The following is a 21,730-nucleotide window of genomic DNA, read 5'->3' on the forward strand; positions in this document are numbered from 1 at the left end:
TTTAGCACAGAAGAGAAATTTTGATGATCTTGATCAAAGTTTCTTTTATTACCCCTCATTATACTTGCGCGCTTTATTTCCCTTAATTATTCATGCAACCGGCTTGAACCCGGTTCGATGTATGGAGCGCACATGTCAGCTGTTACTTCCTCAACCCCGTTTATTCCAGAACTACTTTGCCCTGCTGGTAGCTTAAAAAATATGCGTTATGCCTTTGCTTATGGTGCCGACGCTGTGTATGCCGGCCAACCTCGTTACAGTTTAAGGGTTCGCAATAACGAATTTGATTTAGATACATTACAAATAGGGATTAACGAAGCACATGCGCTAAATAAAAAGTTTTATGTGGTGTCGAATATTGCCCCACATAACGCAAAAGTAAAATCGTATTTACGTGATATAGAGCCAGTAATTGCTATGAAGCCGGATGCATTGATCATGTCCGATCCTGGCTTAATTATGTTAGTGCGTGAAAAATGGCCCGATATGCCTATTCACCTTTCAGTACAAGCCAATGCAGTAAACTATGCCAGTGTATTGTTTTGGGCAAAACAGGGTATTGAGCGGGTAATTTTATCTCGTGAGTTATCACTTGAAGAAATAAGTGAAATACGCACACTGTGCCCTGAAACCGAGCTAGAAGTATTCGTTCATGGCGCACTGTGTATGGCCTATTCAGGGCGCTGTTTACTCTCAGGCTATATTAATAAACGCGATCCAAACCAAGGCACGTGCACCAATGCGTGTCGTTGGGAGTACGATGTTAAACCCGGTACTGAGAACGAAACCGGTGAAATGGTGCATAAAATTGACCCTCAAACGGTCATACCCACTTTAGGTGAAGGCGCACCAAGCAACGATGTTTTTATGCTAGAAGAGCAAGGTCGCCCGGGTGAATATATGCCTGCATTTGAAGACGAGCATGGTACTTATATCATGAACTCAAAAGACTTACGCGCCGTGCAATATGTAGAACAGTTAACAAAAATGGGTGTGCATAGCCTTAAAATAGAAGGGCGCACTAAGTCATTTTATTATGTAGCCCGTACCGCACAGGTATACCGTAAAGCGATTGACGATGCCGTTGCAGGTAAACCATTTGATGCAGACTTATTCAAAACCCTTGAGAACCTAGCACACCGTGGTTACACCGAAGGTTTTTTAAAACGCCATGCTCATCAAGATTATCAAAATTACGAATACGGCCATTCAGTTTCTACCAAGCAGCAATTTGTAGGTGAGGTATTAGGGCGTAATGCTAATGGTTTGGTTGAAATAGATGTAAAAAATAAGTTTTGTGTCGGCCATTCATTAGAGCTAATGACGCCGAAAGGCAATATTAGCTTTACCCTTGAGAGCATGGAAAACAAAAAAGGCGAAAGCATTACCGATGCCAAAGGTTCAGGCCACATTGTAAAAATTCCCGTACCTGACAGCATCGATTTAGAGCACGCCATACTGATGCGCAATTTGGATGAAAACCAAGATACCCGCAATCCGTTTAAAAAAGCCGTGGTTAGTGGTTAAATCATGGCTTTACTCATAAACAGCAAATGCATTAACTGTGATATGTGTGACCCAGAGTGCCCAAATGAAGCAATTTATATGGGCGCTAAAATCTATCAAATAGACCCTGAAAAATGCACCGAATGTGTAGGCCACTACGACAAGCCGACCTGCGTCAGTGTATGCCCCATTGACTGCATAAAGCCCGATCCTAATCATCGAGAAAGTGTGGACGAATTAGCTGAAAAGTATGTGAGGTTGATGGGGGAGTTACTTAATAAGTAGATTACCCATATTTTTTTAGAAAGCTAAATACATTGTAACAAATTAGTTTTTGTTGATTGTTGCTATAGTTCCCAACGTATCAGTAATTAAAAAGGCTGTAGCGTAATTGAATTAAATTAACAATGTAAAGAGCTTCTTTGTTATCTGTCTTTTATTTTCAGCGAAATGTTCATGGCTTAATAGTTAAAGAGTAAAAGTCTTAAATATTCAGTTTTATAAAGTATTATAGGTTTATAAAACTGAATATAAGGGATGGCTTTATGAATACGTTATACATTACTGGGGCGGGTGTGAGTGCTGCTAGCGGTATTCCTACTTTTCGTGGTGAAGATGGTTTTTGGACCATTGGTAGTAAAAATTATACGCCTATGGAAATGGCCACTCGCGCAATGTATGAAAATAATCCAAGTGAGTTTTTAGCTTGGTATTATCATCGCTTCGCAACTTATCGTCATCATGGTCCTAATGAAGTGCATAGTTGGCTAAGCGACAAAAACCTAATAACTCAAAATATTGATGGGCTAGATGGTAAGGCGGGTAATAAAAATTACATTGCAATTCATGGTCGGCTTGATCAAATGACCGTGTTTCATCATCAAGGTGATGACGTTACACCACAAGCTACGTTATGGAATAATGTAGATGAGAGTAACTTACATCGCTCTTTACTGGAGCTATTCAATATTGAAAATAACCAGCCTAAGCTTAATTATTCTTTAAAGCCCTTTGTGCTGTTATTTGATGAATATTACACCGAGCTATACCGCATCACTGAGGCGCAGCAGCGAATAATAAATGCCGATAAAATGGTATTTATGGGTACTTCGTTTAGTGTAAACATTACCCAGATGGCACTAGAGATTGCACGTAATTATGCTATTCCAATTGAAATTGTTGATCCTGAACCTACTCATGTATTGCACTCAAATGTAAGTTATAAAAAAATGACTGCATTGGAGTACATACAGCAACAATGTTAACTAGGTAAATAGCTTTTGTATTGCTGCTGGTATACATAATTTATTATGCGTTATTAATAATCAGTACAGCTTACATAATGTTATTGTTGGCATTTAATTCACGCTGGTACTCGTTATTTTAGGTACTTAAATACATTATAAGAAGTCGGTAGCAATGTTAAGTATTTCTCTAGGGCCTTTGGTTATTTCTATTTCACAGTTAATTATTTTTTTAGGGTTAGGCATTTTCTGGGGGCTTACCTATTTATTGACGCGTCAACACCCATTACAAAAAGCGATTTTAGACACAGTCTTTAAAGCGATTGTTGTGGGCTTTTTAGTCTCGCGTTTAGCGTTTGTGTTTACTATGTGGGATGCTTATCAAGGTAATTGGTGGCAGCTTTTTAATATTAGCGACGGTGGTTTTATTGGTTATTATGGTTGGCTCAGCGGTATAGTTGTTTTAGCGTTTTATGCGCGTGGTAAAAAAGCGGTAATGAAAAACTACGCTATTGCTGGGTTTGTAGGTTTTTGTTCAATGATTATTCCTAACTTTGCGCTGTCTATTTATCAAACGGGTGTGCAGTTACCACAGTCTGTTGTGCATAACATTCAAGGCCAGCAAGTTAACTTACAAAACTTTAAAGGTAAGCCGGTGGTTATTAACTTTTGGGCGTCGTGGTGTCCGCCGTGTCGAAAAGAAATGCCAGTGCTACAAGCGGCTCAAAAAAATAACCCAAATATTACGCTGGCGTTTGTCAATCAAGGTGAAGACTTACACACGGTAAAAGCGTTCCTTAATGAACAGCAACTCGAGCTTAATCATGTGTTTTTTGACCAAAGCAGTAATGTGAGTCGCGAATCAGGTGCTGCGGGCTTACCAACCACTTTGTTTTATAATAGCCAAGGCGAGTTAGTTACTAGTCATATGGGAGAACTTTCTCATGCCAGCTTGGGCTATTATATCCAAGCTATTAGTGATAAAAAATAACAGTGCCTGTTGTTTGATCTAGTTACTCCTTCCTAAGCAGCTAAATAGTTATTTTGCTGCTTAACTTCTTGTTTATATTTGAATTGACTATTTATTGACAAGACATTCAGTTACTCATCAGTTTGCATTAACAAGCTATTAAGCTTGGTTATGTAAAATACAGCTACTTTTTTCGTACCATCTTTAGCTAGTACGATCATCTTTAAGTATTAACTGTATTTTAAATGGAACTGTTAAAACTATGACCGCTCATCGGATAACTCAAACCTCTGCTCACTCACTTCCACGTTTTGTTAAATCAACGCTGTGCATCTCAATTTTATCTGTGTTTAATCACGCATATGCGGATGAAGCTGAAAATAAAGCAATAGAAAGCAAGGATATGGAAGTAATAGAGGTGCGTGGTATTCGTTCCAGTATGGCGGCTAATTTAGATATAAAGCGTTTGTCGAGCTCTGTGGTTGATGCGATTACAGCGGAAGATATTGGTAAGTTCCCTGATAAAAATGTCGCAGACTCATTACAACGCGTACCAGGGGTAGTGATTGATCGTGACGGAGGCGAGGGCTCATCGGTTAGTATTAGGGGACTATCATCTGAACTCACCTTTTCTCAGCTAAATGGTAATTTTATTGCGTCATCACCTGGCGAGCCATCTCGTTCGTTTGATTATGCATTACTGCCCTCAGCCATGATTGAAAGCGTGGAAGTGTATAAATCGCCAGAAGCACGTTTAGATGAAGGTGGTGTGGGCGGCACGGTATTAATGCATAGTCGTAAACCGCTAAGTATGGATGCAAACTCAGGGGTGATTAATATTGAAAGCACTTATGCCGATGTGACTGAAGAATCAGAGCCGCAAGTAACGGCACTTTACTCTTGGAAGAACGAGGCTGATACCTTTGGCATGTTGTTTGGTTATACCTCACAAAAACGCACTAACCGCACTCTTTCAGGTGGCACCGATGCAAATGTGTGGCGCTTTATTGGTGAAAAACCGGTCGATATAAATGGCGCGCCGGTTGATAACAATAATCAGTGGGGCTCAGTAACCGATGCTCAGGGCAATAATTATAACAATGTTTGGTTTCCTCAAGTGGTTCGTGGCTCAATTGTAAACGAATTACGTGAGCGAGAAGGGGTACAATTTAGTACGCAGTGGCGCCCAACTAGCCGCGTTGAAATTGGTTTTAACTACTTTGGTTTTTCACTTGATAAAAATAGAACTGAGTCGGTGATTGATATACCTGAGTGGTCTTTAAATCCTGATTTTTTAACCGATGTAAACTTAGATGAATCGGGTACTATTGTTAATGGGATGCAATTTGATGCAGCTGCAAGTGGTATAGAAAATGATATGCAATTGCCGTGGATGCGAGGCAGCTATGTACGTGAAGAGTCAACCTCTGATACTTTTGATCTCAACCTAACCTACGAAGGCGATTATTTTAAAGCCCGTTTTGTGGCAGGCAATACACGCTCTGAAGGTGGGCCGAAAGAGAGTTGGGAGGCAGCCTATAAAAGCTCAAACGCCGGTGAAAATGAAAGCCGTATAGAAAATGCTGCGCAAACAGCGGGTTGGCAAATTAATGAAAACGACATTAGTTTAAATATAGACCCAAATACGCTAGCAAACCTACTTAATGGCGTGGGAGGCGGTCGCGATCCGGGCTCGTCAAATTCAAGTTTTGTACGCAGTGAACTCGAAGAAGATTACTACCAAGCTGACTTTGATATTTATACCGATTGGGGCATCTTAAGAACAATTAAAACTGGGGTTAAGTACCGAGAAGCCACGCTTCACCGTGAAACGGGGAATACCTTCTTTTTAGATCCTAATTTTGATATTGCCGCAGCAGAAGCCAGTAATGGTGGGATCACACGCTTTGATAGTTACCAGTGGAACAACGGCATGCCACTAGCACAAGATGTATTTATCAACGAAGCTAACATTGCTGGTGGCTTTAATATAAACCAAATGCCCGGCATTGATTGGGATAAATACCGTGATATTGTGACCAGTAATTATGTGCCGTATACACGCAAAGAAGATAACTTCATTTATGATATAGAAGAGCAAATAGCGGCATTTTATTTACAAGGTGATTTTGAATTTGATAGCGTGCGCGGTAATTTAGGGGTACGTGTTGTACGCACGAGAACCATGACATCATCAACCGATCTATACACATATTTGCTGGATCATACTGACGATGAAAGCGGGGAGGCGGTAACCGGAGACGATAGATTTGTTGAAGACTATCAACTTATTACTCAAGAGAGTACCGATACTCAAATTCTTCCTAGCTTTAATATTGCATGGGATATAAGTGATGATGTAGTGGTGCGCGGCGCGATTGCAAAAGTAATGTCTCGCCCTGATTATGCCGATTTAGGCGCACAACAACGCATTACGTTTGTCTCAGATGAGTGGGCCGACGACAGAGCTGAGTTTAATGAAATTCCGGGTTTTAGTGGCAGTGGCGGTAATAAAAACTTAAAACCGTTTGAGTCGGTGCAAGCTGATTTATCTATTGAATATTATTACAGCGAAGGCTCTGCTGTTGGTTTAGCACTGTTTCATAAAACTGTTGATAATTTTGTTGTTCCTTTAGTTATTGACGTACAACGAGATTTTGCAGGTAAAGAGGGCATAGTTGATGCGGGAAATATTACAGTATCGCCATATAGCACCGTAGGCAATGGCACCGATGCTGTATCTAAAGGGGCAGAAGTATTTATACAGCATGCCTTTGATAGTGGCTTTGGCTTTTATGCAAATTACACCTATAACAAAACCAATAAGGCCGATGTAGAAGTAGATGGTAAAGAGTTTGGTAAATCGCCGTTAATTGGCAGTGCTAAATATCAATACAACACTTCGATATATTTTGAAGGCGACGCCTTTAATGTGCGGGCTTCTTATAATAAACGTGGTGAAACTGTGTTGGGTTTAAATAGTGGTTTAAACGTTTACCAAGACCCATATGAGCAAGTTGATGTAAATGCATCAATTACTTTATTAGAGGGCTTGAGCCTGACAGCCGCGGTGATTAATTTAACTAAATCTGAGTCGGTAAAGCGCCTTGGTAATGACACAGAGTCTCGGCTATTAAACTCAAGCTACTCAGGCAGACGTTATTATGCGGGGATAAACTATCGTTTTTAAGCTGAGTTTGTTGAGTTTGGGTAAACAAGTTGTTTTGTTGCTGTTTTAGCTTTTTCTTGTAGGTTATTACTTTATAATGAAGGTTATAAAAATTATAGAATTAATATTAACAGGATTGTAATGAGTGATTTAACGGCAATAGCTAACTTATCTATTTTATTAGTTGAGCCTTCTGAAGTGCAGCAAAAGCTAATAAAAAAATCACTGGCTCAGTGTGGGGTTACACAAATTGAAACGGCCAGCACCCAAGAAAACGCGCTGGTTGCTTTATCAAATTTCCACCCAGATTTAGTGATCAGTAGTATGTATTTTAGTGACGGTACTGCAGATTCTTTATTGCAGGCAATACGCAGTAACAGCAACACTGAGCAGCAGGCGTTTATGCTAGTGTCGAGCGAGCGTAATAAGCGCCATTTAGAGCAACTTAGGCAATCGGGTGTATTAGCTATTTTACCAAAACCGTTTAGTGCCGACGAGATCACCCGTGCGCTAAAAGCGACTTTGGATATTATTAGCGAGCAAGAGGTGGAGCTAGAGCACTTTGATGTCACTTTACTTCGCGTATTGGTGGTTGATGACAGTCGTTTTGCGCGAAAACATATAATACGAGTGTTAGCGGGGATGGGTATTCCTGAACCTGTAGAGGCAGAAGACGGTAAACAAGCGATTGAAATACTTAATAATCAATCATTTGATTTAATTGTTACAGATTACAATATGCCAGAAATGGATGGTAAAGAACTAACCGAAACGGTAAGGCAGTCGAATGCTTACTCACATATTCCAATACTTATGGTGAGCTCAGAGGCCAACGATACCCATTTAGCAAACATTGCTCAAGCGGGTGTGGATGCTATTTGTGATAAACCATTTGAGCCTGCAACGGTGCGCGATTTGCTCTTTAAAATCATGAGTTAAGTTGTAACTGTAAAAGCATTTTTTAACTAAAGTGCTTTTAAGTCGCTTTTGAGCAACGCAATGAAAAAGTAAGTAACTTGGCGCGAGGTAAAGGCTTACTTAAATAAAATCCCTGAGCAATATCGCAGTTTAGTTCGTTAAGTAAATCTAGCTGCTCTTTGGTTTCTACCCCCTCTGCAACTACTTTTATTTCTAGGCTGTGTGACATAGCTATGGCCGCTTTTACTAAATTACAGTCGGCCTTGTTATCTGTTATGCCACTAATAAAGCTGCGGTCAATTTTTAGCACATCAAAGGGGTATTCTCGTAAGTAACTTAATGATGAATAGCCGGTGCCAAAGTCGTCCATTGACAGTTTTATGCCCAGTTCATCAATTTGCAATAAGGCCTCATGAATTGAAGTTTGTCCATCCATTAATACCCCTTCGGTGATTTCTAATTCTAAACATTCGTTACTAATGGTGTTTTCATTAAGAGCATGAATAATTATATTCACCAGCTCTGGATCTCTAAACTGACGCGGCGATAAGTTAACAGCCATGGTGTATTGCTGGTTGTTGACAGTTTGCCATTCATTTAAGAAACGTAAAGCTTGATTAATAACAAACACACCAATAGGTGCAATTAAGCCAGTTTGTTCAGCAATAGGAATAAATTCATCAGGGGTAATTTCCCCTAACACAATATTATGCCAACGTAGCAAAGCTTCAGCGCCAATGATAGTGTTTGTTTTTACATCTATTTGCGGTTGGTAATAAAGCTCAAATTCGTTTCGCTCCAGTGCACCATGCATTTGCTCTTCTATTTCAAAACGGCGGCGCATTGCAACGTTCATTTGCGGGGTGAAAAAAGAAGAGGTATTGCGACCCAAAGCTTTAGCTTGATACATAGCCGTATCCGCATTTCGTAATAATACCGACGCAGAGGTGCCATCTTTAGGGGAAATTGCAATACCAATACTTAATGTCAGTATTAAGTCTCTGCCTTCGAGTTTAAAGGGCTTTCTAAATGCTTTAAGTAACCGATCAGCAATTACTAAGGCATCGCTTTCATCATCTAAACTGGATATTAAAACAATAAATTCATCACCACCCAAACGCCCAACCGTGTCATTTTTTTTCAGTGCTTGTTGTAATCTATGTGCCGCTTCAATTAACAATTTGTCGCCGACTTCGTGGCCTAAAGAGTCATTTACCTTTTTAAAATCATCAAGGTCTAAAAAGAATACAGCGGCTTTTACATGATTTTTTTGTACTTCCATTAATATCTGCGATAATCGATCAAGCGATAAAAAGCGATTAGGTAGAGCCGTTAAGCTATCAAAATGTGCCTGACGGCGAATTAGTTCAGCGGAGCGGTGTGGCTCACTAATATCACGAATTATCACCATCATTTGGCTTTTCTTAGCTAATAAACGTACCCTCGCCTCATAATAATTTATGCCCTCAGGCATGTTTAATTCGTATTCAAAGCTGACCATCTTTCCTTGCGTTGTTGCTTTTTCAATATGAAGTTGAAACTTATGAGCTACTTTTTCAGGTAGTACATCAATCATTTTTTTACCAATGAACTGCTTAGGTGAGACATACAGATCGTTGTTATTGTTTGCGTGATAGTCAGCAATAGTGCCATCTTGCTCTAGTACAAAAAATAAGTCAGGAATGGCTTCAAAGATAGTCTTCAACATACTGGCATTAAATGTGGCTTCAGCTTGCGCTTTATGCACCTCAGACAGGTCAACATCAATACAATACATTTGTTTTGTTTCGTATTGATTGGTAAACATAACATGGCTTGAAAATACAGCTACATCATTACCCGCTTTATGTTTAAGAGTGAGTTCTGAGGCGGGAATTTCAATATCATGCTTAATCCAATTACTATGCGCCTCAACAACGGGCTCTCGCATTGGTGCGGGTATAATTAAATCTTCGAGTTTTTTACCAATGGCTTCTTGCTGTGAATACCCATAAAGTAATTCACTGCCTTTGTTCCAATAAATAACACGTCGTTGCTCATCGTAACCTTGTACTGAAATAGAATCGACAGCATCAAAAAGCTGGTGCAACGGGTCATTAGTAACATATTGATGAGTCGGCATATTATTAGTTTTATTGGGAGCCATTAAATGGGTTCCAGTTATTGAATTACTTTATTTATATAGTAGACATAAAGTTGTGATTTAGCATGGTAAGTGGCGATTTAATAAGTGATTTTTTATTGATTGAATAGATAGTGATTTGAATAAAGCACAGGTAAGCACTTTTAAAGCAAAGGCCAATAAATATTGGCCTGTATATTTTATTATTAGTTGGTGGGCATTAAATAGATTTCGCGCACGCTATTACGCTGATTAGCTTCAATGGCAAATAATACCGCATCGGCCACGTCTTGAGGGTCGAGCTTATCTGGTTTTGCTTCATCAAAAAATGGTGTATTCACCATGCCTGGGGCTATGGTTGTACAACGGCCATGCCAAGGTTTCATTTCCTCTGCAAGGTTTTGACCAAAGCCATGGGCAAACCATTTAGTAGCACCATAAATAGAGCCATCAATGGGTCTTCGCCCTGCTGCTGAGCTGGTTAAAATAAAATGCCCTTGGTTTTCACGTAAGTGAGGCAAAGTGAGTTTTGCGGTCCACAACAATGCTTTGATGTTAAGGTCAACCATGGCTGACCACTCATCGGGGTCGCCATTTTCGGTGCCAGGTGATGATACGCCCATGCCCGCGTTAGCGAATGCAACGTCTAATCGGCCAAATTTTTCAATGCCTTTACTTACTACACTCTCAAGCTCGCTAAACTGAGTGGCATCGGCTGAAACGCTAAATGCATTTTCATGGCCTAATTCGTCAACTAGTTTATTGAGTTTATCTTCACTGCGCGCAGTTAATATTACTTTGTGACCATTTTTAACTAATGTTTTAGCGGTCGCCTCGCCAATACCACTAGAGGCACCGGTAATTAAAATTACTTTATGTGTCATAGTTCCTCCAAACAAAAAGCCCGCAAGTGCGGGCTAAAATTTATAATAGTTTATTGCTTATTGGGCAATGTCAAATGTCACTTCAGTATCTTCACCGGTTACAACCGTTACTGGCTGAACCTGATAAAGAGTAAATGCTTCATCCTGAAGTTCAGCATCATCAATATGTGCGTTACAGGTATAACCTAGCTGGTAATCGCCAGGCGTAATAAATGCTAATTCAAATTCATATTGGCTAGTTTCATTGTTTAGTACCACATTTGCAGTAGCCAATGGTGCGTCTACAGGGGTTTCACCCTCAGTGACTTCGTAATTATCAAGTGGTTGCTCTACATCACTGTTATACAAGTAAACAGCATGGCCAAATGAACCATCTTCAGCGGCAACCTCAATGTTATCGGTTTCACAATTTGCATAAAGTGATTCGCTTACTGTACCTTCAATATCTTGTGACTCAGCAAGGTTTTCAAGACGAACTCCACGTGGTTTTAATACTATTTCGTTACCGCTTTGTGGCGCAACTAACGATTTTTTAAGATCAAATTCAAGTACAAAAGTGTTGTCCGTTTGATTCAGAGTAAAACCATCAAGTTGAATTTCACCGATCCCGTCATTGCCTTTTCGTTTTACGATTAACGGTGCAGTGCTGTCATCTTCATAAACAACATGCGAGGTTTCGGTTAGGTTGTTTATATCACCATTGATTACATCAGCACGTATCCACGAGTATTCACCCGCAGGAACATTTTCGCCTTCTAGTAAGGAAAAAATATCATCGCCAGTGTAATCCAATAAGTTAACCATTTCAGCTTTGGTTGAATCGCTGGCTTCACGGGTTTCGAAGCTAAAATCTTCGCCACCTTGTGAACGCAAGGTAATAGAGTCAAAAACCACATTAACCGCTTTTAGACCAGTGACTGGTGCATCTGAAACCCCTAAACTAAACGTTGATTTTTGCGGATCGGTAGGCGTGATAGGAGAGTCATCGTTTGACGAACCACAAGCCGTTAATGCTAATAATACGGCGCTACTAAGTAATGTTGATTTTAAGTTCATGTTAGGTTTCCAAATACTTTAAAGTATCACTAAGTATAGATAGAAAAACTTAACCTAAATTGAATTAAAGTTATTAATTACAGGAAGAAGATTTAAATACTGTGTATCTTCCCCCTATAAAAAAAGCTTAGGCTTCTAATTGGAAGGGATAAACTGATCCCAAGCTCAGTAATTGTGTTAACTCATCAAGGGCTTGGTAGCTTTCGGTTAGTAAAGCTGGGTCTGCAAAGTCGTTGGCACCAAGTTTATCTCGGTAATGGCGAGTAGCCCAATCACATAATTGAGTGTACTTTTGCTCATTTAAGATCACATCAGGATTTACCGCTGCTAATTCGTGGCTGTTTAATGCAACTCGTAATCGCAAACAAGCAGGCCCACCACCATTTTGCATACTTTGGCGCAAATCAAAAAACTGCACTTGATTTATGGGGTTATCGGCAACAATTAGCTCTTCAATATACGCTTTTACAGCAGGGTTGCGCTGGCATTCTTGTGGGGCAACGAGCAGCATTGCATCGTCATTCATGCTAACCAGTTGGCTATTAAATAAATAACTACTAACAGCATCTTGAATACTCACTTTACTGGTTGGCACTTCAATAATATACAGCTGTTTGTTACCTACGTAGGCTTCGCGGATATCGTCTAGTGCTTGCGTTTGATTTAAAAACGCCTGCTGGTGGCAAAGTAAAACATTGGCGTTACCTACAGCAATTACATCATTATGGAACACCCCTTGGTCAATCACATCAGGGTTTTGTTGCAATAATATTTGACTGGTATCTTTTATATTATGCAATCGACAAATAGCCTCAGACGCCTCCAATGTTTGCCTTGCTGGGAATTTAGCTGGCTTAACAAGTTGACTGTTAAAGGCACTTGCACCAAATACAAATAACTCTAAACCTGTTTCACCGTGACTGTCGCATAAACGAGTATGGTTTGCTGCACCTTCATCACCAAAAAAACCTTGCTCAGGTAAGTGTGTATGATGTGCAAAGTATTGTTCGTTACTAAACATTGCTTTAAGCAAACGTGTTGTAGTGTTTGGCTCTAATGAACGATGAAATTTATTATTAAGATTTGCCGCAGTAAAGTGTACTTTGCCATCGTTGGTATCAGGGGAGGGAGATACTGTGGCAGCATTAGCTGTCCACATGGCAGAGGCTGAGTAACAGGCGCGTAACAAAATAGGGTCGGCTTTAAAAGCTTTATTAATGACTTGCGCATCGTTGCCAGTAAATCCTAAACGGCGTAATACATTTAAATCAGGGCGAGCATGAGGAGCAAACACCCCTTGGGTTAAGCCTTTATCATGCATGGCTTTCATTTTAGCCAGGCCCTGCAATACAGCTTCTTGCGGATTTGAAAAACTCGCCGCGTTATTTAACGAAGCAACATTACCATACGACAAACCTGCGTAGTTGTGAGTAGGGCCGACTAAGCCGTCAAAATTAACTTCTAAAGCATGCATATACGTTCCACTAGCCAATTAAATAGTCTTTTACAATACAACGCTATGGGGTAGCTTGCAAAGTCTGTTTAAAAATAGTTCAACGAGAGTACATTCGTTCTTTTTCACTGGTGGTATGCGTATTTGTTGGCTCGTTTACTTGCCAAACGCTAATATCCAAACGCCACAAAAAATAAAGAGTGTTGTATAAATTAGACATAAGTTTTTCCTTGGTGTTGCTAACGTCATTAAGGGAGTAGGAAGAAGTATGCCAACTGTTAATTGAATATTTTATGAATAATAATCAATAAGTTAATTTTTTATAACTAAACTATAAAAAAGCTTAAGCACCACATTGGATAAATTTACGCTAGGTTTGCACTAACTTGGGACTGTCTTTAGCATCGACACTTTCATCTTCAGTCTGGGTGCTTAAGTCGCTAACGATTAAATCGAGTAACTGCATTAATTGCTGTGCTTGGTTAGTGTCGATACTGTCAAATTTACAGAAAATTGTTTTTGGAATATCAGCAGCTTTAAGTTTTAAAGATTGGCCGGTGTGAGTCAATTGCACCAAACGCTTACGCTTATCGTGTTCGTCCTTTATAACGTTAAGCAATGACTTGCTGGTCATCTTTTTTAATATTTGAGTAAGCGCGCCACCATCAATTGCGGTTTTATCTATTAACTCAGCGATGGTTACTTCATCTTGTTCCCACAGCGCCATCATAACAACATACTGAGGATAGGTAAGATTAAGCTCTGCTAGAGGCTCCCGATAGGCACGGGCTATGCTGTTAGACGCCATATATAAACGATGGCATAACTGATTTTTTAATTTTAACTGTTCAAACGACATCGCATTACCCTTCATTTCAAGATAGCTTATTTTAATTTGCATGCAAAGTAATTGCAATCAGAATTTAGCTGATCTATTATTTTGTATACAAAGTAACTAGTGTGAAAATTTTAAACCTTAGGAGTTCACTATGAATGTATTACAAAATGTAGCTTATACAGCAAAAGCAACGGCAACAGGCGGACGTGAAGGCGTTGCTAAATCAGATGACGGTCGTTTAGATGTTAACTTATCAACGCCTAAAGGGTTAGGTGGTGACGATCGGCAGGGCACTAATCCAGAGCAATTATTTGCAGCAGGTTATGCAGCGTGTTTTATTGGCGCACTTAAATTTGTAGCCGGTAGCGAAAAAGTTGCTTTACCAAGCGATACTTACATTAACTCAGAGGTATCTATTGGTGCCATTGATGGCGGTTTTGGCATTGCTGTAAAACTGGCCGTGTCATTAGGTGGTATGGATAAAACAGCCGCCCAAGAGCTGGTAAATAAAGCGCATCAAGTATGTCCATATTCAAATGCAACACGCGGCAATATTGAGGTAGAACTTTCAGTTATTTAATCTATCCCTTTATATGGTTTATAAAAACACGTCATGAGTGATCATCGCGTGTTTTTTATTCGCTACTATATTTATAAATGAATTGAAAATAGATAAATCTAGTTACATTCGAAATTTCATATATTCACTATTCCATATGTTTGTTTTTTGTTTTATTGTATGTGCATAAACCAAACGAGGACGCTATGGAACAACTCAACCCACTACAGTTTTATAAATGCTTAGCTGACGATACGCGCTTAAAAGCCATGCTGCTAATTAGCCATGAGCAAGAATTATGTGTATGCGAGCTTGTGGCAGCCCTTGAGCTTAGCCAGCCTAAAGTATCTCGTCACTTAGCCCAGCTTAGGCAATGTGGCTTATTGAGCGATCGTAAGCAAAATCAATGGGTGTATTACAGTATTAATAAAGCCCTACCAGAGTGGGCTGAAAATGTACTAGCACAAACCCGTAGCGCTAATATTGAATTTTATAACGATGATTTAAATCGACTCAATGCAATGGGTAACCGCCCTGAGCGTGCAGCAAACTGCTGTTAATTAACTTTTAAAGGTATTTATTATGACAATTAAAGTAGGGATTAATGGTTTTGGCCGTATGGGGCGCTTAACATTGCGCGCAGCACTCGATTGGCCTGAAATTGAATTTATTAAAATTAATGATGTTGCTGGCGATGCTAAAACGCATGCACATTTACTCGAATTTGATTCAGTACATGGGCGTTTGGCACACAATGTAACAGCATCAGCGCACAGCTTTAGCGTAGGTAAACACACCATTGCTGTAACTAACAATAAAAAAATTGATGATACTGATTGGTCAGATTGCGATGTAGTCATTGAAGCCAGCGGTGTAATGAAAACCACAGAATTATTAAATCAATACCTAGCTCAAGGTGTAAAACGTGTGGTAGTGACTGCACCAGTGAAAGAAGACGGTATTTTAAATGTAGTGATGGGCGTAAATGATGATTTATATAATCCTGATGAGCATAAAATTGTTACAGCGGCATCATGTACAACAAACTGTTTAGCGCCAATTGTTAAAGTACTACAAGAAAAAGTGGGTATTAAACACGGCTCTATGACTACTATTCACGATATAACTAACACCCAAACTATTATTGACGCCCCACATAAAGACTTACGTCGAGCTCGCTCATGTGGTACCAGTTTAATTCCCACCACAACAGGCAGTGCTACGGCTATTACACATATTTTCCCTGAGCTTAAAGGAAAACTTAATGGCCATGCTGTTCGTGTACCACTTACTAATGCATCAATTACCGACTGTGTATTTGAGCTTGAGCACGGTGTTACGCAAGATGAAGTAAACGAGTGGTTTTATCAGGCTGCAGAGGGCACATTAAAAGGGATTTTAGGTTATGAAGAGAAGCCACTTGTGTCTATTGATTATAAAACCGATCCGCGTAGTTGTACTATCGACGCGCTTTCTACCATGGTGATTAATAATACCCAGCTTAAATTATATGCTTGGTACGATAATGAGTGGGGATATGCAAACCGTACCGCCGAACTTATGCTAAAAGTAGCAAAAAGTGATGTAGTTAATTAGCCCAAGGTATTAACCATGTTTGCTCAACTTAGTGATTTACCTCAAGCGATAAAACAATATTTAATTATTACCGGTAATTATTGGGCGTTTACTTTAACCGATGGGGCGCTGCGAATGCTGGTGGTGCTGTATTTCCATCAGCTAGGATATGATGCACTTGCCATCGCTATGCTGTTTTTGTTTTATGAAGTGTTTGGGGTGATCACTAACTTAGTAGGGGGGTGGCTTGGCGCGCATTTAGGCCTAAATAAAACCATGAATATTGGCTTAGGCATACAGCTTGTTGCTTTAGCTATGTTATGTGTACCTAGTGATTGGCTGGGCGTTTTTTACGTTATGGCTGCACAAGCACTCAGTGGTATTGCCAAAGATTTAAATAAAATGAGTGCTAAAAGCGCAATTAAGTATTTAGTGTCTGATGACGAAACAGGGCAAAGTAAACTATATAAATGGATTGCGCTACTAACCGGTTCAAAGAATGCACTCAAAGGCATAGGCTTTTTTTTAGGAGGGTTACTATTAACTTTAGTGGGCTTTAAAGGCGCATTATTTGCGTTGATTGCTCTGTTAGGTATTGCTTGGCTGGTTAGCCTAATTTACTTAAAAGGTGATATGGGTAAAGCCAAAAATAAGCCTAAATTTAAGGAGTTATTTTCAAAATCCAGAGCAATTAATTTACTCAGTGCTGCGCGATTATGTTTATTTGCGGCACGTGATGTATGGTTTGTAGTTGCGCTGCCTGTTTATTTGGCCGCCCAGTTTAACTGGGATCATTGGTGGGTAAGTGGTTTTATGGCACTGTGGGTTATTGCCTATGGAGCTGTGCAGTCACAAGCCCCTAAAATAACCGGTAATTCGGCTAATAAAATCGATGTGCTTAATAAGGCATACTACTGGGCCATTGCTTTAATGGGGGTGACTTTTATATTAGCAGTGCTCATGCAGTTTAATATTGCTATTCATATCAGTTTGATCACCGGTTTGTTAATTTTTGGTGCTGCTTTTGCGGTTAACTCCTCTTTGCATAGTTACCTGATAGTGAGTCTTGCTAAAAGCGATGCAGTGTCATTAGATGTGGGTTTTTATTATATGGCTAATGCAACCGGTCGACTGGTTGGGACAGTATTCTCGGGATTAATGTATAAACTATATGGATTGCAGGCTTGCTTGTGGTTAAGTGTTAGCTTGCTTCTGATTGTTGTGCTAGTGACCAGGCGACTAAATAAGCAAAGTTAAACGATGGTTGGTTATGAGATAAAGTTATCCATATTATTTTAAAAAAATTAATAATATGTTGTTTAATTTGGTCTAAACTAAAAAATAAATAAGTAAAGCAAGGTAGTTATAAATGCGGGAAATAGCGTTAGCAAAAAAGTTATTGTGGATAAGCGTCGGAAGTATACTTTTAACGGTAATACTATTTTCAGGCATACTTTGGTCTAAACTCTCGTCGAGTAATGCCAACACCTCTGCTGAGGCTGAAACCCTAATTGTAAATGAGGTTGATGGGCGCTTAACAGCAAATGCAGCGGCCTATGGTGAAAAAATTGCAGCCTTTATTAATGAAGCTTACCGAATACCTTTTTCACTTGGTAGCATTTTAGAAGATGCCAATAAAGCATCAATAGAGCGTGATTCAGTTGTTTCTTTAAATCGCTCGTTATTAGAAAGTAACGATGTTATTTCTTCTATATATTCGCAGTTTGAAAAAAATGGCTTTGACGGTAAAGATAGCGAATTTACTCAAGGTTACGATCACTCTGTTGCCGGTGCGGGAACATTAGAAATATATTTTACCAAAAACAGCAACGGCCTCGTTGAGCAACAGGTTGTGGAAGACGCGGCAGAAAAATACGCGGATAAAATAAATGAATTTGGTTTACGTGAGGCCGAATGGTATTTGTGTGCGAAAGATAAATTAAAACCGTGCATTATGGAACCCTACCTTTATGAGATAACACCGGGTTATTCAGAAATGATGACTTCACTTGTTGTACCTGTTATTAAATCTGGCAAGTTTGTTGGCGTAACAGGGGCCGATATTACCTTACCTGTATTTCAAAAATTAACAGAAGAGCTTTCAAAAGCGCTTTATGATGGCAAAGCAAAGGTAACGTTACTCAGCCATTTGGGCTTAATTGTTGGCACGAGCCATTATAAAGAAAAATTAGGCCGCCCGCTAAAAGAAGCGGTTAGTGATAAAAGTTATGAGAGTTACAAAGCACTAAAAGGCACTCAGGGAATAGACAAGCAAGGCGCAGAGATAATGGTGTCTTACCCGATTGAAATTAAGCTTGCTGATGTGAAATGGATGTTGCTAATTGAAGTACCCGCTGAACTTGCTTTTGAGGGGCCTATTCAATTAACTGCGGGCATGTCTGAGGCAGCAAAAGAACTGGGCGTGATTATTTTGATCACGGGTGCAGTGATTGCTGTATTAGCATTTGTAGTAATGAAGCTTGTTGTAGGCAGTGTTGTTGCGCCGCTTAAACAAATTCAGGAGCGGGTTGACAATTTAGCAAGCTCGGAAGGTGATTTAACACAAACTCTGCATGTTGATACTCACGCTGAGCTTATAGCACTGGCTGGAGGATTTAATAAGTTTTTATCAAAACTTCGTGAATTGATCAGTGAGCTGAAAGCGGTCTCAGATCAAACCAAGCACCAAGGTGAAGTTACCTCTAATATTGCGGTAGAAACTAAGCATAATGTGCAAGCACAGTTTAAAGAAATTGAAAGTGTGGTTACTGCAATGAATGAAATGAGCGCGACAGCACTTGAAGTGGCAAAAGCTTCAGAGCAGTCAGCGCAACAAGCAGATGAAATTAATACCTTAGTGGTAAGCAGTGAATCGAGTTTATCATCGGCGATGACGCAAGTTAAAACCATGTCTGAGGAAATTAAAGAAGCTAATCAGGCGGTTGAAAAAGTAGCATCACGTAGTAATGATATTACCCAGATACTTGATGTGATCCGAACAATCTCTGAACAAACTAACTTGCTGGCTTTAAATGCAGCTATTGAGGCTGCACGAGCAGGAGATCATGGACGTGGTTTTGCTGTTGTAGCTGATGAAGTTAGGGCTTTAGCATCTAAAACGCGTTCATCTACGGATGACATTAGCAGTTTAATCGATAGCTTACTTTCAGAAGTGGGTAATGCATCGACTGTTATTGAAAAAGGCGTAGTACGCGCCGAAAATGCAGTAGATGAAACCTCAACAGCGTTTGATGCTCTGCATAGTGTGGTTGTTAAAGTAGATGAAATAACCAATCAAATCACCCATATTGCAACGGCTGCCGAAGAGCAAAGCTTAGTCACCGAAGAAATAAATCGTAACTTGACGATAATTTCGGATGCGGCTTCTCAGCTTTCTGATTTATCAGCGCAAGCAGGTGATAGCAGTGAAGAGTTGAACAAACTGGTTGCACAGCAAGATTCTGAGCTTAATAAATTAAAAACCTAATCGTCGAACTTTGGTTTTAGATTAAAAAGGCAGCTAACTTTATTAGCTGCCTTTTTATTTGTAATTAGTTTTCAGCTAAAGACTTTTCATCAGTGAAAACATATTTTCGATCATTGGTTTGGCTAATTGCTCTACATTTGGTCGATTAAAATAGCTACGTAATCCTGTAAATTGTACTTGGAAAAAGCGAGCATACTCTACGGGTGAAATATTCCCACTTAACTCTTTATCAGCTATGGCGAGTGCAAATAGTTCAGTAAGGTAATGTTCAAAGTTTATCATCAGCTCTGCACTGATTTGGTAAAGGTAACTGTCTTTCTCAATAAATTCATTATTGGCCTTTACTAACATGCAGATAGCACTTGGAGTATGACCTTTTGAGGAAATAACAACATACTCTACAAAGTCTTGAAGTGCCCCAAGAATACTGCTGCACGATGCTAAACGTTCATCTATTAGGCTTTGCATCTGCTTGGCATAATTTTTTATCGCTTCACAATATAAACCTTCCTTTGAGCCAAATGCCGCATAAATGCTGCCTGGGCGCATATTAATTGCATCTTGCAAATCGCGAGTGGATGTAGCATGAAAGCCCTTCTCCCAGAATAATTGACTAGCGGCACGAACAACTTGCTCGCGTTCAAATTTTACTTTATTGGCCATAATTGTTTCTATTAAATTGAGCGACTGTTCAATTTTAACTTGAGCAGTCGCTCAAAATCAAATAGTATGTGTTTCGAAGTTAGTTAATTACATTAATTTATTGGAGCAGAACATGGCAGAATTTACGTTATATACTCAAGACAACGCACCTGAAGACTCAAAATCGCTTATGGCTGATTCAGTAGCTGCATTTGGTATGGTGCCAAACCTTCATGCAGTAATGGCAGAAGCACCTACTCTACTTAAAGGCTACCAAGTACTGCACGACTTATTTCAAAAAACATCGTTTAACGCAGAAGAGCTAACAGTGGTATGGCAGTCAATTAATGTTGAGCACGAATGCCATTACTGTGTACCAGCACACAGCGCAATTGCCGCTTCAATGAAAGTTGATCAAGGTATTGTTGATGCACTCGTTAATGAAACAACACTTGCAGATGCAAAACTTGAAACGCTACGTGAAACTACGCTTGCAATGACACGCAATCGCGGCGTAATTAGCAATGAGCAAATTGAGAAATTTTTTGCAGTAGGTTACGGTAAACAGCAACTGCTAGAAATAATTGTTGGTTTATCGCAAAAAGTAATGAGCAATTACACCAATCACTTAGCTGATACACCAGTTGACGAACCATTTAAAAAATTCGCAAAAATAATAGCGGTTTTATAAATAACAAAGGCAGCCTAGGCTGCCTTTTGAGTTTTAAGTCCAAAGTTATTTAAATTTAACGGCTTTTGTACTGCGAGTGTAAATACGCTGTTCCGGTTTAGTCCATTCCCCTTTTTTTAAATAAGAGGTAGAGACAACAAACTGTTGATCTTTAAATTCACTGGTTGATTTAACTTTAGTGATTCCTTCTTTGCTACCAGTAACATCTTCATAGGCAACAAACTGAGTCGGGCTGAGTACCTTTATTGTTCCTTTGGTGTAAAAGCCTGCGGTAGTAAAGTAATAAAACACCAAAGACTGCTTTTTAATATCGTAAAAAATCATTGATTCCCCTCCATACTCACCCTCATTGATAGAGTGTGTAGTACGAATAGCTTTACCATTGAGTACGCGCTGCCATTTACTCACATCTTGAATGCTTGGCTGACCTTTTTCGGTATTAAAATCAGCTTGCCACGTACCTAAGTAAGGCGCGAATATCTCAAGTTCTGGCGCTAGTGAGTCTGTTTTGTTGTTTGCTTGAATACTAAATATAGATAGTGATAACAGCAGCATCACAGCCTTTAAATATGTCATAATTTAACCCGAGTGTTTATTTTTATTATTCTTATTATAG

Annotated in this window: 19 protein-coding genes; 12 read left to right on the forward strand and 7 right to left on the reverse strand. The window is 39.5% G+C overall.

The window, feature by feature from the left end:
• The first annotated feature begins 132 nt into the window (after positions 1-132).
• The 6 genes from trhP to AC27JR_RS01715 all read left to right on the forward strand — a co-directional run bounded on the left by trhP (position 133) and on the right by AC27JR_RS01715 (position 7,828).
• Positions 133-1,527: a prephenate-dependent tRNA uridine(34) hydroxylase TrhP gene (trhP, locus tag AC27JR_RS01690; protein ID WP_487172570.1), complete on the forward strand. Its 1,395-nt coding sequence runs from the start codon at positions 133-135 to the stop codon at positions 1,525-1,527.
• Between the two features lie 3 nt (positions 1,528-1,530).
• A complete protein-coding gene (locus AC27JR_RS01695) occupies positions 1,531-1,791 on the forward strand; it encodes a YfhL family 4Fe-4S dicluster ferredoxin (protein ID WP_131692254.1) in 261 nt (86 codons plus the stop codon).
• Between the two features lie 260 nt (positions 1,792-2,051).
• Positions 2,052-2,771, forward strand: coding sequence for an SIR2 family NAD-dependent protein deacylase (locus tag AC27JR_RS01700; protein WP_008468642.1), 720 nt, complete (start codon positions 2,052-2,054; stop codon positions 2,769-2,771).
• A gap of 154 nt (positions 2,772-2,925) precedes the next feature.
• Positions 2,926-3,741: a prolipoprotein diacylglyceryl transferase family protein gene (locus AC27JR_RS01705; protein WP_487172571.1), complete on the forward strand. Its 816-nt coding sequence runs from the start codon at positions 2,926-2,928 to the stop codon at positions 3,739-3,741.
• Positions 3,742-3,982: 241 nt separating this feature from the next.
• Complete coding sequence (locus AC27JR_RS01710) at positions 3,983-6,910, forward strand: TonB-dependent receptor (protein ID WP_487172572.1); 2,928 nt, start codon at positions 3,983-3,985, stop codon at positions 6,908-6,910.
• 120 nt (positions 6,911-7,030) lie between these two features.
• Complete coding sequence (locus AC27JR_RS01715) at positions 7,031-7,828, forward strand: response regulator (RefSeq protein ID WP_487172573.1); 798 nt, start codon at positions 7,031-7,033, stop codon at positions 7,826-7,828.
• A 37-nt stretch (positions 7,829-7,865) separates the two neighbouring features.
• Here the strand turns inward: AC27JR_RS01715 and AC27JR_RS01720 are convergent, their stop codons facing one another.
• The 5 genes from AC27JR_RS01720 to AC27JR_RS01740 form a co-directional block, all read right to left on the reverse strand.
• The gene (locus tag AC27JR_RS01720) at positions 7,866-9,953 is read right to left on the reverse strand and encodes an EAL domain-containing protein (protein WP_487172574.1); all 2,088 of its coding nucleotides are present in this window, start codon (positions 9,951-9,953) and stop codon (positions 7,866-7,868) included.
• Positions 9,954-10,135: 182 nt separating this feature from the next.
• Positions 10,136-10,813, reverse strand: a complete 678-nt coding sequence (locus AC27JR_RS01725; RefSeq protein ID WP_008108957.1) for an SDR family oxidoreductase — start codon at positions 10,811-10,813, stop codon at positions 10,136-10,138.
• Positions 10,814-10,870: 57 nt separating this feature from the next.
• Positions 10,871-11,869, reverse strand: coding sequence for a DUF4382 domain-containing protein (locus AC27JR_RS01730; RefSeq protein WP_487172575.1), 999 nt, complete (start codon positions 11,867-11,869; stop codon positions 10,871-10,873).
• Positions 11,870-11,996: 127 nt separating this feature from the next.
• A complete protein-coding gene (gene astB / locus AC27JR_RS01735; protein WP_138569853.1) occupies positions 11,997-13,343 on the reverse strand; it encodes an N-succinylarginine dihydrolase in 1,347 nt (448 codons plus the stop codon).
• Positions 13,344-13,692: 349 nt separating this feature from the next.
• The gene (locus tag AC27JR_RS01740) at positions 13,693-14,181 is read right to left on the reverse strand and encodes a MarR family winged helix-turn-helix transcriptional regulator (protein ID WP_008468659.1); all 489 of its coding nucleotides are present in this window, start codon (positions 14,179-14,181) and stop codon (positions 13,693-13,695) included.
• A 130-nt stretch (positions 14,182-14,311) separates the two neighbouring features.
• On the opposite strand from AC27JR_RS01740, the gene AC27JR_RS01745 reads away from it, so the two are divergent.
• From AC27JR_RS01745 to AC27JR_RS01765, 5 genes are all read left to right on the forward strand, one after another.
• Positions 14,312-14,740: an organic hydroperoxide resistance protein gene (locus AC27JR_RS01745; protein ID WP_487172576.1), complete on the forward strand. Its 429-nt coding sequence runs from the start codon at positions 14,312-14,314 to the stop codon at positions 14,738-14,740.
• 185 nt (positions 14,741-14,925) lie between these two features.
• Positions 14,926-15,279: a metalloregulator ArsR/SmtB family transcription factor gene (locus tag AC27JR_RS01750; protein ID WP_008108943.1), complete on the forward strand. Its 354-nt coding sequence runs from the start codon at positions 14,926-14,928 to the stop codon at positions 15,277-15,279.
• 22 nt (positions 15,280-15,301) lie between these two features.
• Positions 15,302-16,315, forward strand: a complete 1,014-nt coding sequence (locus AC27JR_RS01755; protein WP_487172577.1) for an ArsJ-associated glyceraldehyde-3-phosphate dehydrogenase — start codon at positions 15,302-15,304, stop codon at positions 16,313-16,315.
• Between the two features lie 15 nt (positions 16,316-16,330).
• A complete protein-coding gene (gene arsJ / locus AC27JR_RS01760) occupies positions 16,331-17,551 on the forward strand; it encodes an organoarsenical effux MFS transporter ArsJ (RefSeq protein ID WP_487172578.1) in 1,221 nt (406 codons plus the stop codon).
• 112 nt (positions 17,552-17,663) lie between these two features.
• Positions 17,664-19,781: a methyl-accepting chemotaxis protein gene (locus AC27JR_RS01765; RefSeq protein ID WP_487172579.1), complete on the forward strand. Its 2,118-nt coding sequence runs from the start codon at positions 17,664-17,666 to the stop codon at positions 19,779-19,781.
• Positions 19,782-19,856: 75 nt separating this feature from the next.
• Here AC27JR_RS01765 and AC27JR_RS01770 read toward each other — a convergent pair whose 3' ends face one another.
• Complete coding sequence (locus tag AC27JR_RS01770; protein ID WP_076918770.1) at positions 19,857-20,444, reverse strand: TetR/AcrR family transcriptional regulator; 588 nt, start codon at positions 20,442-20,444, stop codon at positions 19,857-19,859.
• Positions 20,445-20,556: 112 nt separating this feature from the next.
• On the opposite strand from AC27JR_RS01770, the gene AC27JR_RS01775 reads away from it, so the two are divergent.
• Positions 20,557-21,114, forward strand: coding sequence for a carboxymuconolactone decarboxylase family protein (locus AC27JR_RS01775; RefSeq protein ID WP_487172580.1), 558 nt, complete (start codon positions 20,557-20,559; stop codon positions 21,112-21,114).
• A gap of 45 nt (positions 21,115-21,159) precedes the next feature.
• Here AC27JR_RS01775 and AC27JR_RS01780 read toward each other — a convergent pair whose 3' ends face one another.
• Positions 21,160-21,690, reverse strand: a complete 531-nt coding sequence (locus AC27JR_RS01780; RefSeq protein WP_487172581.1) for a hypothetical protein — start codon at positions 21,688-21,690, stop codon at positions 21,160-21,162.
• Positions 21,691-21,730 lie beyond the last annotated feature (40 nt).

The organism is Pseudoalteromonas sp. NH0006-26 (assembly GCF_057552415.1).

What these genes read in the sequence shown, in the direction of transcription:
- trhP (WP_487172570.1), top strand. Translation starts at nt 133, where the DNA reads ATGTCAGCTGTTACTTCCTCAACCCCGTTTATTCCAGAACTACTTTGC.
- AC27JR_RS01695 (WP_131692254.1), top strand. Translation starts at nt 1,531, where the DNA reads ATGGCTTTACTCATAAACAGCAAATGCATTAACTGTGATATGTGTGAC.
- AC27JR_RS01700 (WP_008468642.1), top strand. Translation starts at nt 2,052, where the DNA reads ATGAATACGTTATACATTACTGGGGCGGGTGTGAGTGCTGCTAGCGGT.
- AC27JR_RS01705 (WP_487172571.1), top strand. Translation starts at nt 2,926, where the DNA reads ATGTTAAGTATTTCTCTAGGGCCTTTGGTTATTTCTATTTCACAGTTA.
- AC27JR_RS01710 (WP_487172572.1), top strand. Translation starts at nt 3,983, where the DNA reads ATGACCGCTCATCGGATAACTCAAACCTCTGCTCACTCACTTCCACGT.
- AC27JR_RS01715 (WP_487172573.1), top strand. Translation starts at nt 7,031, where the DNA reads ATGAGTGATTTAACGGCAATAGCTAACTTATCTATTTTATTAGTTGAG.
- AC27JR_RS01720 (WP_487172574.1), bottom strand. Translation starts at nt 9,953, where the DNA reads ATGGCTCCCAATAAAACTAATAATATGCCGACTCATCAATATGTTACT.
- AC27JR_RS01725 (WP_008108957.1), bottom strand. Translation starts at nt 10,813, where the DNA reads ATGACACATAAAGTAATTTTAATTACCGGTGCCTCTAGTGGTATTGGC.
- AC27JR_RS01730 (WP_487172575.1), bottom strand. Translation starts at nt 11,869, where the DNA reads ATGAACTTAAAATCAACATTACTTAGTAGCGCCGTATTATTAGCATTA.
- astB (WP_138569853.1), bottom strand. Translation starts at nt 13,343, where the DNA reads ATGCATGCTTTAGAAGTTAATTTTGACGGCTTAGTCGGCCCTACTCAC.
- AC27JR_RS01740 (WP_008468659.1), bottom strand. Translation starts at nt 14,181, where the DNA reads ATGTCGTTTGAACAGTTAAAATTAAAAAATCAGTTATGCCATCGTTTA.
- AC27JR_RS01745 (WP_487172576.1), top strand. Translation starts at nt 14,312, where the DNA reads ATGAATGTATTACAAAATGTAGCTTATACAGCAAAAGCAACGGCAACA.
- AC27JR_RS01750 (WP_008108943.1), top strand. Translation starts at nt 14,926, where the DNA reads ATGGAACAACTCAACCCACTACAGTTTTATAAATGCTTAGCTGACGAT.
- AC27JR_RS01755 (WP_487172577.1), top strand. Translation starts at nt 15,302, where the DNA reads ATGACAATTAAAGTAGGGATTAATGGTTTTGGCCGTATGGGGCGCTTA.
- arsJ (WP_487172578.1), top strand. Translation starts at nt 16,331, where the DNA reads ATGTTTGCTCAACTTAGTGATTTACCTCAAGCGATAAAACAATATTTA.
- AC27JR_RS01765 (WP_487172579.1), top strand. Translation starts at nt 17,664, where the DNA reads ATGCGGGAAATAGCGTTAGCAAAAAAGTTATTGTGGATAAGCGTCGGA.
- AC27JR_RS01770 (WP_076918770.1), bottom strand. Translation starts at nt 20,444, where the DNA reads ATGGCCAATAAAGTAAAATTTGAACGCGAGCAAGTTGTTCGTGCCGCT.
- AC27JR_RS01775 (WP_487172580.1), top strand. Translation starts at nt 20,557, where the DNA reads ATGGCAGAATTTACGTTATATACTCAAGACAACGCACCTGAAGACTCA.
- AC27JR_RS01780 (WP_487172581.1), bottom strand. Translation starts at nt 21,690, where the DNA reads ATGACATATTTAAAGGCTGTGATGCTGCTGTTATCACTATCTATATTT.